General features: G+C 33.2%; 13 protein-coding genes and 1 other annotated feature. Of the genes, 10 read left to right on the top strand and 3 right to left on the bottom strand.

The features are described from left to right. Window positions 1–61: 61 nt before the first annotated feature. Window positions 62–427, bottom strand: a complete 366-nt coding sequence (locus tag AC1RPT_RS03445; protein ID WP_481762403.1) for a hypothetical protein — start codon at window positions 425–427, stop codon at window positions 62–64. A gap of 18 nt (window positions 428–445) precedes the next feature. Beyond that, entirely contained in the window at window positions 446–1405 is a 960-nt protein-coding gene (locus tag AC1RPT_RS03440; protein WP_481761369.1) for a nucleoside hydrolase, read from the bottom strand. A gap of 172 nt (window positions 1406–1577) precedes the next feature. On the opposite strand from AC1RPT_RS03440, the gene AC1RPT_RS03435 reads away from it, so the two are divergent. From AC1RPT_RS03435 to AC1RPT_RS03405, 7 genes are all read left to right on the top strand, one after another. After that, entirely contained in the window at window positions 1578–2066 is a 489-nt protein-coding gene (locus AC1RPT_RS03435; RefSeq protein ID WP_481761368.1) for a DUF3013 family protein, read from the top strand. A gap of 12 nt (window positions 2067–2078) precedes the next feature. Next, on the top strand, window positions 2079–3026 hold the full coding sequence (gene prmA / locus AC1RPT_RS03430; RefSeq protein ID WP_481761367.1) for a 50S ribosomal protein L11 methyltransferase: 948 nt from the start codon (window positions 2079–2081) through the stop codon (window positions 3024–3026). Between the two features lie 9 nt (window positions 3027–3035). Beyond that, the gene (locus AC1RPT_RS03425; protein ID WP_481761366.1) at window positions 3036–3764 is read left to right on the top strand and encodes a 16S rRNA (uracil(1498)-N(3))-methyltransferase; all 729 of its coding nucleotides are present in this window, start codon (window positions 3036–3038) and stop codon (window positions 3762–3764) included. A gap of 34 nt (window positions 3765–3798) precedes the next feature. After that, window positions 3799–4122, top strand: coding sequence for a hypothetical protein (locus AC1RPT_RS03420; RefSeq protein ID WP_481762180.1), 324 nt, complete (start codon window positions 3799–3801; stop codon window positions 4120–4122). Window positions 4123–4207: 85 nt separating this feature from the next. Further along, window positions 4208–6436, top strand: coding sequence for a RelA/SpoT family protein (locus AC1RPT_RS03415; protein WP_409022473.1), 2229 nt, complete (start codon window positions 4208–4210; stop codon window positions 6434–6436). A gap of 24 nt (window positions 6437–6460) precedes the next feature. Beyond that, entirely contained in the window at window positions 6461–6907 is a 447-nt protein-coding gene (dtd, locus tag AC1RPT_RS03410; RefSeq protein WP_481761364.1) for a D-aminoacyl-tRNA deacylase, read from the top strand. 63 nt (window positions 6908–6970) lie between these two features. Then, window positions 6971–7594, top strand: coding sequence for an HAD-IA family hydrolase (locus tag AC1RPT_RS03405; protein ID WP_481761363.1), 624 nt, complete (start codon window positions 6971–6973; stop codon window positions 7592–7594). 23 nt (window positions 7595–7617) lie between these two features. Here the strand turns inward: AC1RPT_RS03405 and AC1RPT_RS03400 are convergent, their stop codons facing one another. Next, entirely contained in the window at window positions 7618–8475 is an 858-nt protein-coding gene (locus tag AC1RPT_RS03400; RefSeq protein ID WP_481761362.1) for an N-acetylmuramoyl-L-alanine amidase family protein, read from the bottom strand. Window positions 8476–8624: 149 nt separating this feature from the next. Then, window positions 8625–8812: a binding site (T-box leader), on the top strand. Window positions 8813–8867: 55 nt separating this feature from the next. On the opposite strand from AC1RPT_RS03400, the gene hisS reads away from it, so the two are divergent. The 3 genes from hisS to msrA all read left to right on the top strand — a co-directional run bounded on the left by hisS (window position 8868) and on the right by msrA (window position 12579). Beyond that, complete coding sequence (hisS, locus tag AC1RPT_RS03395; RefSeq protein WP_481761361.1) at window positions 8868–10181, top strand: histidine--tRNA ligase; 1314 nt, start codon at window positions 8868–8870, stop codon at window positions 10179–10181. Further along, a complete protein-coding gene (gene aspS / locus AC1RPT_RS03390; protein WP_481761360.1) occupies window positions 10178–11947 on the top strand; it encodes an aspartate--tRNA ligase in 1770 nt (589 codons plus the stop codon). Before hisS ends, aspS begins: the two co-directional genes overlap by 4 nt. Before the next feature lie 110 nt (window positions 11948–12057). After that, a complete protein-coding gene (gene msrA, locus AC1RPT_RS03385) occupies window positions 12058–12579 on the top strand; it encodes a peptide-methionine (S)-S-oxide reductase MsrA (protein ID WP_409022479.1) in 522 nt (173 codons plus the stop codon). Window positions 12580–12631 lie beyond the last annotated feature (52 nt).

The raw sequence follows: 12631 nt of genomic DNA, 5'->3' as shown, positions 1-12631 counted from the left end.
TAAAATTACAGTTAACGCTTACATTATCGTCTTTGAGTTAATTTAAAGCAACTATCTTTACTTATTTAAAATTTGATAATAAAGGATAGAATGCTGCTAAAATTAAAAAGAAGGAAAGAATAATGATTAGAATAGTTTGACGGCGATTACCATGATGTAAGAATAAGTTTAAACATGAGGTAACAGCAATGTAACCACCAAGTATCATCAAAAAGATAAATGTATCTGTAATAGGATTTAAACTAATAAGCGAAAAAAGTCCCAGTATCAATAGCCAGTTACGACTATTTTTTTCCCAGGCTAACGAGCCAAAAAAAAGTGACTTATATGAAAATTTTCGACGTTTTTTTTTCGTAAATGTAGAAATATAAATAATAGTGGTCATAATAAACCAAATGGAAAGAATGAATGGACCGAGATATTGCATAAGTAAACTCCGTTAAATTTAATTTTTTGAAAATAAAGTTGATAAACGTGTCATAAAAGTCGATAAGAATCTTTCGGTTTCAACGGCAACAGCGACAACCGTTGTTGCTTGATTTGAATTTAGGCGTGTCTCGTCACCGATTGTACGTCCAGAAAAAGGCGCTTCTGTGTCAACTTTCATATTGATAGGTAAAGTAGTGACTAAAGATGCATCTATAGCAACGGCAACAGCTAAGGGGTCATGCAAAGCACAGCCGTCTAAATTTGTTTTTAGGTTTGCATAGGCGTTAATATAGTAATCAACAATATCGGCGAAAGCTCGACTTGATGGACTGTCAATTTCACGCCATAGCTCTGTTTCTTTTTTTGTTAAAAGTGTTTTAAGTGTTACGTCTAGACCTACCATTGTAATAGGCAATTTACTTTGGAATACTTCATTTGCGGCTTCTGGATCTTGATTAATATTTGCTTCAGCAACGGCAGTTACATTTCCAGGGATTGTTAAAGCACCACCCATTAAAACGACTTTACCAATTAATGTTTCAATTTTAGGATCTTTTTTTATGGCTAATGATAAGTTCGTTAATGGACCAGTAGGCACAATAATTAAATCTGATTGAAATTCATGTGCAGAATCGATAATAAAATCGATTCCAGATTCTGAGGCGTATGGTTGGCTTGATTTAGGGATTTTTATGTCACCTAAACCGTTCATACCATGTATTTCTTGGCTTATTTCTAAAGTATCAAAAGATTGAGTCGTGATTGAATGTTTCTCACCGAGATAAACTGGAATATTTGATTCACCTAATAAATTAAGTAAGTTCAAACTGTTTTGAACACCAGCTAGCATTTGCAGGTTACCGTAAGAACCTACAATACCAATTAAATCAATTTCGGTACTAGCGAGAGCATAGGCAATAGCCAATGCATCGTCAATACCAGTGTCTAAATCCAAAATCATTTTCTTTCTTCCCATAAATAAAACCTCCCCAATATTTTAATAACCTTAGTTTACCAAAAAAAGCGATAAATTGTTATCGTTTTCCTCTTTAATTAATGCATGAATGAATGCAATGCTTTATAATAAACTTTGAGAACTAAACAAAATTTGATGTAATTTAAATTTATTTAAAATATGAGGTGATAGTATGGCACAAGAAACATTGTTTGATTATTTAAAGAAGGAATTACCAAAAATTGATTTTGATGGTGATATTGTATTAGATTGGCAGAAAAAGGATCATACATTTACAGTAGATCTCACATTTTATGCTGAGAATAAGTCACAACAAGCAATTCTTGATATTGAAGGTGTTAACTCAGAATTACCCATTATTTCATTTGGGGATGCTATATTACTCTATGATGAAGAACGTTTTGACTCAAAGGAAGTTGAAAAAGAGTATTTAACAACATTACCCTTTCAAGGGAAATCGGGTTGGGAACGCTCAGAGGCAGCAGCATTTATTAACTATTTACAAATTGTACTAGACAATGGTCAAAGTGATTTGTTAGATTTTTTGAATGATGATGATGCTGAATTCTTTGAACTAAGTTGGTCAGCTAGCGATTTTGAAAAAATTCAAAAAGCACAAAGTACAGAAAAAAGTATGCGATTAATTTATCCAAAATTTTAGGAGGATTTCAATTTGAAATGGACAGAAGTAAGTATCTCAACAAGTAGTGAAGCTGTAGAAGCGGTTTCTAATATTTTAATTGAAAGTGGTGCTGAAGGTGTCCAAATTGATGATTCAAAAGATTTTGAAAAATTAATGCAGGATAATTTAGACGGGAACGATTTTACATCAGTTGAGCACCAAAATGATGGAGCAAAGATTTCTGCCTTTTTCCCTGAAACTATTTTTATTCCTGAAATATTGCCAACTATACAGAGTAGGGTTAATCAATTAGCTGATTTTGGACTTAATCCGGGACGTGGTCTGATTGAATTGAATGAAGTGGATGACCAAGGTTGGGGATTGGAATGGCAACAATACTACCATCCGGTTAGAGTTACCCGATTCCTAACAATAGTACCAAGTTGGGAGAAATATCAGGTGGTCCAACCTGATGAAAAAGTGATACGTTTAGACCCTGGTAAAGCATTCGGTACAGGAACACATCCCACAACCCGGCTAGCTTTGGTAGCACTAGAGCAAGTAATACGTGGAAATGAATCTATGATTGATGTTGGAACAGGTTCAGGTGTTTTAAGTATTGCTGCAAAACATCTTGGTGTTGGTCATATTGATGCGTATGATTTGGACGATATTGCAGTAGATGCTGCCGTATTAAATTTCAACTTAAATCCAATTGCAAATCAGATACATGTAGCAGCTAATGATTTACTAAATGGTATTGATAATAAGGTTGATTTAATTGTGGCTAATATTTTGTCCGAAATTATTGTACCGTTAATTCCGCAAGCTAGAAGAAATTTAAATCCAGGTGGCCATTTTGTGACATCTGGGATTATTGCAGATAAAGTCGATTTAATCAAGGAGTCACTGGTAACTGGTGGATTTGAAATACAACAGATTTTAAATATGGGTGACTGGTTCTCAATTATTGCAGTTAAAATGGATTTGGAAGGTTAGGTAGTAAAGATGCAGAGATATTTTTTGAAATCTGATGAGTTAATTTTAACAGATGAGGATTTTCATCATGCAATTAAAGTTATGCGTTTGGCTGTTGGTGATCAAGTTGAACTCGTTAAGCAATCAACAGAGGTTGTTGTTGCAAAGATGAAACAGGTTACTGAAAGTTCAGCTACTTTTGATTATCAAAAGACAGTAGAAACATTAGTTGAGTTGCCAGTAGAAGTAACAATTGCGTCGGCTCTTTCAAAAAAAGATAAGGCAGACTGGATTGTACAAAAAGGTACAGAAATGGGGGCTGCCCATTTTATATTTTTTAATAGTGATTTTTCTATTGCAAAATGGGATCAAAAAAAGCAGGCTAAAAAAATTGAACGTTTAAAAAAAATTGCTAAGGGTGCTGCAGAACAAGCACATCGAACTAAAATTCCAACGATTTCATACGCTAAAAAAATTGATGAGATATTTCAACAATCTTATGATATTCAGATTGTTGCATATGAAGAATCTGCTAAACAAGGTGAGGTTAGCCAACTAAAAAAATCATTTGATTTGATTGAACCTAATCAAAATATGATTGCGGTATTTGGTTCAGAGGGTGGTATTTCAAAATCAGAAATTGATAAGTTAGCTACAGCTGGTTATCAAAAGGTAGGCTTAGGACCTAGAATTTTACGTGCAGAGACTGCTCCGTTATACTTATTAGCGAGCCTTTCATTTGTTAGTGAATTAAGTTAAGTAAGGCATGAGAAAACGAAATGAGGAAATATTTTTGAAAAATTTTCTAAGCATAACAGCTGCATGGTACTTAACGGTAAGTATTGCCATCGGAATTGTGGTCCCGATGGTACTGACCTTAGTTAATGCAAACGATGTTATAAAAATTGGTGTTTCTTTATTTATAGTAAATGTCATTTTTTCTATCATTATTGGTGTTATTATTGGTAGAAATGATCATAGTTTGATTTTTAACTTTTTCTTTCCAGTTATTTTTGCAATAGGTGTGTTGTGCCATTTATTTCAAAGTATCACTATCTTTTTTGCAATTATTTATCTTTGTTTATCATTATTAACATGGGGAATTTCAAAAAAATAATACAAATACTTTATGAATACATGAGTACGCGGACTGCATTATGGAATCGCGTATTTTTATTTTATATAAAAAGAGGTGTGTAGATATGACAAAAGAAGAAATGTGGAGTGCTAGAGACGTTTTGGAAATCGTTGAAAGCTATATGAATGAAGAACATGTTGCATTTGTACAAAAAGCATGTGATTTTGCTACCTATGTTCATAAGAATCAATATCGTAAGTCTGGCGAACCATATATAATGCACCCAATACAAGTTGCTGGTATTCTTGCAGAATTAAAAATGGATCCGGAGACTGTTAGTGCAGGATTTTTACATGATGTTGTTGAAGACACACCAGTTACTTTAGGTGATGTAGGCGAACTTTTTGGTAAAGATGTGCAAGTAATTGTCGATGGTGTAACAAAATTAGGTCAAATTCAATATAAATCTCATCAAGAGCAATTAGCTGAAAATCATCGTAAATTATTGTTAGCGATGTCTAAAGATTTACGTGTTATTATTGTGAAATTAGCAGATAGGTTACATAATATGCGGACGTTAAAACACTTACGTCCAGATAAGCAACGACGAATTGCAAATGAAACGTTAGAAATATATGCACCATTGGCAGACCGTTTAGGTATTAGTACGATTAAGTGGGAATTAGAAGATAGTTCATTACGTTATCTGAACCCCCAACAATACTATCGAATTGTTCATTTGATGAATTCTAAACGTGAAGAACGTGAGGCTTATATTTCTGGAGCTATTGAAGAAATAAAAGTTTCCATTAGTGATTTAAAAGTTTCAAGCGAAATTTATGGGCGACCAAAGCATTTGTATTCTGTCTATAAAAAGATGAAAGACCAACATAAACAATTCTCTCAAATTTATGACCTCCTAGCTGTTAGAGTAATTGTTGGATCAATTAAAGATTGTTATGCGGTACTTGGGGCAATACATTCTAGATGGAAACCAATGCCTGGAAGATTTAAAGACTATATTGCGATTCCAAAGGCTAACTTGTACCAGTCTCTGCATACGACTGTTGTCGGACCAGAGGGACGTCCTTTTGAAGTTCAAATTAGAACAAAAGAGATGCATGAAATAGCTGAATTTGGTGTAGCAGCACATTGGGCTTACAAAGAAGGTGTGAAAGAGAAAGTTCAGCAAGATGACGCGGGTACAAAATTAAATTGGTTTAAAGAAATTATTGAATTACAAGATGAGACTGATGATGCTTCTGCTTTTATGGAAAGTGTTAAAGGCGATATCTTTGGTGACCGCGTTTATGTATTCACACCTAAAGGTGATGTTTTTGAATTACCCAAAGGTGCAGGACCACTTGATATGGCCTACAGTATTCATACTGAAATTGGACATCATACAACGGGTGCAAAAGTTAACGGAAAGATTGTGCCATTAGATTATCAAGTCAAAAATGGAGACATTGTTGATATCTTAACTAGTAAAAGTTCAATAGGACCAAGCCGTGATTGGGTTAATTTGGTGCATACAAATAAAGCTAGAAATAAAATTAAACACTTCTTCAAACTACAAGATCGTGTTGCTAATGCAGCTAAAGGTGAAGATTTATTGACGATGCAATTAATTGATTTAGGATTTGATCCTAAAAAAGTCATTACAAAAGAAAATATGAAACAGCTTTTGGATAAAAGACAATTGTCTGAATCAGATGACTTGTATGCTGCAATTGGATTTGGAGAGGTAGCAACGTTAGGTGTCGCCAATGCTTTAACGGAAGATATTCGCTCTAAAGAAGAAGAAGTTCGACAAGTTAATGAGCAGAAGGCAATCCTTGAAGAACATAAAGAAATGAAAAAACCAGACGTATCTGAAAAAAATCGTAAAAGTAGCCATGATGGTGGTGTTGTAATTGATGGCGTCGATAACTTACTTGTTCGATTAAGTCATTGCTGTAATCCTATTCCAGGAGATGACATTATTGGTTATATTACAAAGGGGCGTGGTGTTTCAGTTCATAGAACTGAATGTCCTAATGTTATTAAAGCTGAAGAGTCCGGGGAAAGAATTATTAGTGTTAAATGGGATAAAACCATGGATGATAAATCTAATTATCAATCTGATTTGGAAATCCAAGGGTACAATCGTTCTGGACTTTTGAATGATATTTTACAATCATTGAATAATACAACTAAGCAATTAAGCTCAGTTAATGGCCGTGTTGATAATAATAAAATTGCGACAATGGATGTTTCAGTTGGCGTAAAAGATATTGTTCAATTAGAAAGAATTATGGAAACTTTGAAAAGTGTTGAAGACGTTTATGCTGTTAAAAGGAAAATTCATTAATTTTCTAATGGAGGTACTAAAGAAGTGAAAATTGTTGTTCAACGTGTTAAAAAGGCTAGTGTTTCGGTAAATGGTCAGGTATTAAATCAGATTAATGTAGGATATCTTTTATTGGTGGGATTTAAGACGGGTGATACATCTACTGAGATAGATTATATGGTAAAAAAAATCTCTAATTCCAGATTATTTGAAGATGATATGGGAAAAATGAATTTAAGTATTCAAGAAATAAATGGAGAAATTCTATCTGTTTCACAATTTACTTTGTACGCGTCAACAAAAAAAGGGAATAGACCAAGCTTTACAGATTCTGAAGAACCTAATTTAGCTGAGGAACATTATGATGAATTTAATCAAAAATTGGCTGAAATAGTAACTATTGTTAAACCAGGTCAATTTGGAGCAGATATGGATGTTGAACTTATAAATGATGGACCAGTAACAATTATTTTTGATACAGAGAAAAAATAAAGGATGTATTAGAATCAACTCTAATACATCTTTTTGGTGTAAAGAATATTTGGAGGGTATAAAATGATAAATAATTATTTTTGGGACTTTGATGGGACGCTTTTTGATACTTATCCTGAGATGGTTAAGGCATTTCAAGAAGCGTTACGTTTACAAAATGTAATTGCGACTAGAACAGAAATTTATAAAATTATGCGAGAAAAATCTGTTAGACAAGCAATTCAAATTTATCAAGAAACAAATTTGAATTTAGATGTTGAACAATTGAGGGTAAGCTATGATGATTTAGAAAGACAGAGTCAAAAAAATGCAAAATTATTTCCTGGTGCAAAAGAAGTTTGTAAATGGGTGGTTGATAATGGTGGACAAAACTTTTTATTAACCCATAGGGATCAAAGCGCAATTGATATGCTTAGGGAAACAAATATTATTCATTTGTTTTCAGATTTTGTTACTTCAGATCAAAAATTTCCAAGGAAACCTAATCCAGCGTCACTTAATTATCTTGCAGAAAAAAATGCAGTTGATTACCAGAAAGCAGCAATGATTGGTGATCGGGAGTTGGATATTGCTGCAGGGCATAATGCAGGTATGAAGGGATATTTATTTGATTTTGATCAAATGATTTCAACAGTTGAAAAACCAGATAAGCGTGTATTGAAATTAATTGATTTAATACAAAAATAAGACAATGATAGTTAAGCATTGTCTTATTTATTTTGGATATAATTTGTTAAACCTTCAACGACTGATTTTGCTGTTTTTTCTTGAAAGCTGCTACTTTGGATTAACTTAAAGTCATATTTTGTATTAATGTACCCTAATTCTAGTAAGACGGATGGTTGTGTATTATCTCTTAGAACAAGAAAATCGCCAAATTCCGTTCCACGATTATCAAGACCGGTATCGTTTAATTCGGCATTTATTGAATTTGCAAGTGCTAAATCAGCTGTCTTATTATAGTAGTAACTTGTTAAACCAGTTGCTTCATCATCATTAGGCGATGAATCAAAATGGAAACTAATAAATGCATCTGCATTATTTGATTCTGCAAGTTTAGCGCGTGGGGCTAAATCTACATACGAATCAGAGTCTCGTGTTAAAATCACATTGGCGCCACGTTTCTTAAGAAGATAAGCTACTTTTTTTACAATTTGAAGCGTGTAGATTTTTTCTTGTTTATCTTTGATTGAAAGTGCACCTGAATCGTTACCGCCATGTCCGGGATCTAAAACAATCGTTGCTTCAGATAATTTAGTCACTTTGGCATTTTTTTTAGAAAGAATCCAGTTTGCTACCCAACCTTTTTTAGTATTTGGCAAACTTACGTATGACCAATTATTTTTTTCTCGAATAATTGTAATACGCTCACCTTTCTTAAGAGTGTCTAACACTTTATTTGACGTACTTGGTCCGGTACGTACATTAATATTGTCAGATGTAACAACGGTTTCTTTTAAATAAGTTGTCGTTTTTACAATACCTAAACATAGGGTACAAAAAATGATGATTAATAAAATGACTCTTGGCCAGTTTATGCTGAATCCATGTTTTCTATTTGTTGACATTTATGTACTCCTTTAACTATAGATATTGAATCTAAATATTAGTATACCAAATATTTGTTCAATAGTAAGAATCAAATTTAATAATATTGTAAGTTAAGCTGTACTTGACTTTAGAGAGTTACTCGAGTAACTTTATAATTAATAAAATATTAAAACCGATGAAAAAGAAATTAGGTTAGTTAAATTGTATAGAGAGTGAATAATTTGCTGAAATATTCACCATTTTTGCTAACCGAAAGACACTTTTGAGGTGCGTGTGGTTAAATCACATGTCGTTTAAGTTGCGTTAAGCTATTAGTAAAAAATTAAGGTGGTACCGTGCAAAAGCACCCTTGTCGTATTTAGATGAGGGTGCTTTTTTGTATATAATGCCACAAATAGGAGGATTTATAATGAAATTTCAACGTCCCAAAGGAACAGCAGATATAATCCCAGCAGATTCAAAAAAATGGCAATATATTGAAGAAACCGCTAGAAATATATTCTCAAGTTACCAATATGATGAAATTAGAACACCACTTTTTGAACATTTTGAGGTTTTTTCAAGAACTTCAGGTGATACTTCTGATATTGTAACTAAAGAAATGTATGATTTTAAAGATAAAGGTGACCGCCATATAACACTTCGTCCTGAAGGAACAGCTGGAGTTGTTAGAGCGTATGTTGAAAATAAACTTTATGGCCCAGAAATTCAAAAGCCATTTAAAACGTATTATATTGGACCAATGTTTCGTTATGAAAGACCTCAATCTGGACGCTTACGTCAATTTCATCAAATTGGAGTTGAAGCCTTTGGGGTTGATAATCCAACACTTGATGTTGAAGTTATGGCAATGGCAATTGATTTCTTATCAAAATTTGGATTAACAAATTTAAAATTAGCTATTAATACTTTGGGAGATAATGATAGTCGTGATAATTATCGTGACGCATTAGTTGCATATTTACGTCCCTTCGCTGATCAATTAAGTGATGATTCAAAAGCACGTTTAGAAAAAAATCCACTACGCGTTTTGGATAGTAAAGATAAAGGTGATCAAGAAATTGTTAAAAATGCACCATCAATTCTAGATTACCTTAGTGAAGAGTCACAGGCTCATTTTAACCAAGTAAAAGTGTTACTTGATGCATTGGAAATTCCATATGAAGTTGATTCAACAATGGTTCGTGGACTTGATTATTATAACCATACCATTTTCGAAATTATGTCTGATTCAAAAGCATTTGGTGGGAAATTTACGACCATTTGTGCTGGTGGACGATATAATGGCCTTGTTGAGCAATTAGGTGGTCCTGAAACACCAGGGATTGGTTTTGGCTTGGGGATTGAAAGATTATTATTAGTTCTTGAAGCTGAAGATGCAAAATTACCCGTTGAACAAAGTTTAGATGTTTATGTTGTTGGTATTGGTGAAGAAACGAATACTGAAACACTAAAACTCGTGCAATCAATGCGTAAGGCAGGTTATTCAATTGAAAGAGATTATTTAAATCGTAAACCAAAAGGTCAATTTAAATCTGCTAATCGTATGAATGCTCATTTTGTTATGACTTTAGGTGAGAGCGAACTAGAAACACAAACTTTGAATTTTAAAAATATGAAAACAAGTCAAGAAATTATATTAAAATTAGAAGATGTATATACTGATTTTTCGAAAGTATATGAAAAGGCATTAAAATTAGAAATGGAGGCTGATGGAGAATGAAAAGAACAACATACAATGGTTTAGTTGATGAAACTTTTATTGGTCAAACAGTTACATTAAAGGGATGGGTACAAAAAAGACGCGATTTAGGAAATTTAATTTTTATTGATTTACGTGATCGTGAGGGCATTGTTCAACTGGTTTTTAGTCAAGAATTTGATTCCGAAGCTTTAAAGATTGCTGAAGAGTTACGTAATGAATTTGTTGTTGAGGTTGCAGGAAAAGTGACACAACGGGATGCTAAAGCAATCAACCCAAGAATGAAAACGGGTAAGATTGAAGTTGAAGTTCATAATGCAGTTATTTTGAATAAAGCAAAAACACCGCCATTTGAAATACAAGATGATATTAATGTTGTAGATGATACAAGATTAAAATATCGTTATTTAGACTTACGTCGTCCTGAAATGCAAAAATCATTAATGATTCGTAGCCGTATTACACAATCTGTTCACAGCTACTTAGATAATCAAAATTTTATTGATATTGAAACACCATATTTAACAAAATCAACACCTGAAGGGGCTCGTGACTATCTTGTACCTTCCCGTGTCTATCCTGGGCATTTTTATGCATTACCACAATCACCTCAATTATTTAAGCAATTATTGATGAATGCCGGATTTGATCGTTACTACCAAATTGCTCGTTGTTTTAGAGACGAAGATTTGCGTGGTGACCGTCAACCTGAATTTACGCAAATAGATTTAGAAACATCATTTATGTCTGCTGAAGAAATTCAAGATTTAACAGAAGGTTTATTAAAACGTGTAATGAAAGATACTTTAAATATTGACCTCGAATTACCATTACAACGTATGACTTGGAATGAATCAATGGCAAGATATGGTTCTGAAAAACCGGATATTAGATTTGATATGGAATTAAAAGATATGTCTGCTGCAGTTAAAGATATTGATTTTAAAGTATTTACTAATACTTTAAACAATGGTGGACTTGTTAATGCTATTGCGATTCCTGGTGGTGCCGATAAGTATTCACGCAAAGCGATTGATGCTAAAACGGCTTATATTGAACGTTTTGGTGCTAAAGGGTTAGCTTGGGTAAAAGTAACTGAAGAAGGATTTAGTGGCCCAATTGCTAAATTTTTAAATGACCATGTTGATGCAATTAAAGAAGCTGCTGGTGCAAATGTCGGAGATTTAATTTTGTTTGTTGCTGACAAAGCAAGTGTTGTTCGTGCATCATTAGGTTACTTACGTAATGATATTGCCAAAGAGATGGATATGATTGATGAAAATAGATTCGCCTTCCTTTGGGTTGTTGATTGGCCATTATTTGAATACAGTGAAGACTTTGACAAATTTATTGCTGCGCATCATCCTTTTACTATGCCAAATGAAGAAGATATTCATTTACTTGATGAAAATCCACATGAAGCACATGCACAAAGTTATGATATTATTTTGAATGGTTATGAATTGGGTGGTGGGTCAATCCGTATTCATAAACGCGATATTCAAGAAAAAATGTTTAAGGCTTTAGGATTTACTAAAGAAAGTGCGGAAGAACAATTTGGATTTTTCCTAGATGCACTTGATTATGGATTCCCACCACATGGTGGATTGGCTATTGGGTTAGACAGATTTGCTATGTTATTGGCAAAGAAAGATAACATTCGCGAAGTTATCGCGTTCCCTAAAAATTCAAAAGCATCAGAGCCATTGACGAATGCGCCTAGTCTAGTTGCAAGTAAGCAATTAGATGAATTATCGTTAAAAGTTGAAGAAAATAAATTAAAATAGACGTTTAAAAGACTAATGATTAAACTCATTAGTCTTTTTTAGGCATAAAAATATCAATATTATGTTAAGTGATTTATTATTATCATATATTAAGAGGGGGAATGATGATAATGAGTGAAAAAGCAATATTCGCTGGTGGTTGTTTTTGGTGCATGGTTGAACCGTTTGAAGAACAAGCAGGAATTTTAAATGTCGTATCTGGATATACAGGAGGACACACTAAAAATCCAACATATGAAGATGTTGTATCTGAAACAACGGGGCATACTGAGGCAGTTGAGATAACATTTGACCCTAAAAAAATTAATTACGCTCAGCTTGTTGAGATATATTGGCAACAAACAGATCCAACTGATGCGATGGGGCAATTTCAAGATAGGGGTAGTTCATATCGCCCAGTGATTTATACACTAAATGATGAGCAAAGAAAAATTGCGGAAACTTCAAGACAACTATTGATTGATAGTCATAGATTCAAAGAACCAATTGTTACAACTATAGAAGATGCAGGTCCATTTTATGCTGCTGAGGATTATCATCAAGAGTTTTATAAAAAGAATCCAAGAAGATTTGCTATGGAAGAAAACGGTGGACGGAATCAATTTAAACAATCTGTCTGGAAATCTAAATAAGTTAAAAGAGTCTTTTCGAATGAATTTTGAAAAGACTCTTTTTGTATAGATT

The organism is Dellaglioa sp. CoH-56-MRSF-11, from assembly GCF_056782135.1.
The sequence above is the reverse complement of the archived record's forward strand: the minus strand, read 5'-3'. Positions and strand labels throughout refer to the sequence as shown.

Coding starts and splice junctions, on each gene's coding strand:
- AC1RPT_RS03415 (WP_409022473.1), top strand. CDS start 4,208: ATGACAAAAGAAGAAATGTGGAGTGCTAGAGACGTTTTGGAAATCGTT.
- msrA (WP_409022479.1), top strand. CDS start 12,058: ATGAGTGAAAAAGCAATATTCGCTGGTGGTTGTTTTTGGTGCATGGTT.
- AC1RPT_RS03435 (WP_481761368.1), top strand. CDS start 1,578: ATGGCACAAGAAACATTGTTTGATTATTTAAAGAAGGAATTACCAAAA.
- aspS (WP_481761360.1), top strand. CDS start 10,178: ATGAAAAGAACAACATACAATGGTTTAGTTGATGAAACTTTTATTGGT.
- AC1RPT_RS03405 (WP_481761363.1), top strand. CDS start 6,971: ATGATAAATAATTATTTTTGGGACTTTGATGGGACGCTTTTTGATACT.
- hisS (WP_481761361.1), top strand. CDS start 8,868: ATGAAATTTCAACGTCCCAAAGGAACAGCAGATATAATCCCAGCAGAT.
- AC1RPT_RS03440 (WP_481761369.1), bottom strand. CDS start 1,405: ATGGGAAGAAAGAAAATGATTTTGGATTTAGACACTGGTATTGACGAT.
- AC1RPT_RS03445 (WP_481762403.1), bottom strand. CDS start 427: ATGCAATATCTCGGTCCATTCATTCTTTCCATTTGGTTTATTATGACC.
- AC1RPT_RS03425 (WP_481761366.1), top strand. CDS start 3,036: ATGCAGAGATATTTTTTGAAATCTGATGAGTTAATTTTAACAGATGAG.
- AC1RPT_RS03400 (WP_481761362.1), bottom strand. CDS start 8,475: ATGTCAACAAATAGAAAACATGGATTCAGCATAAACTGGCCAAGAGTC.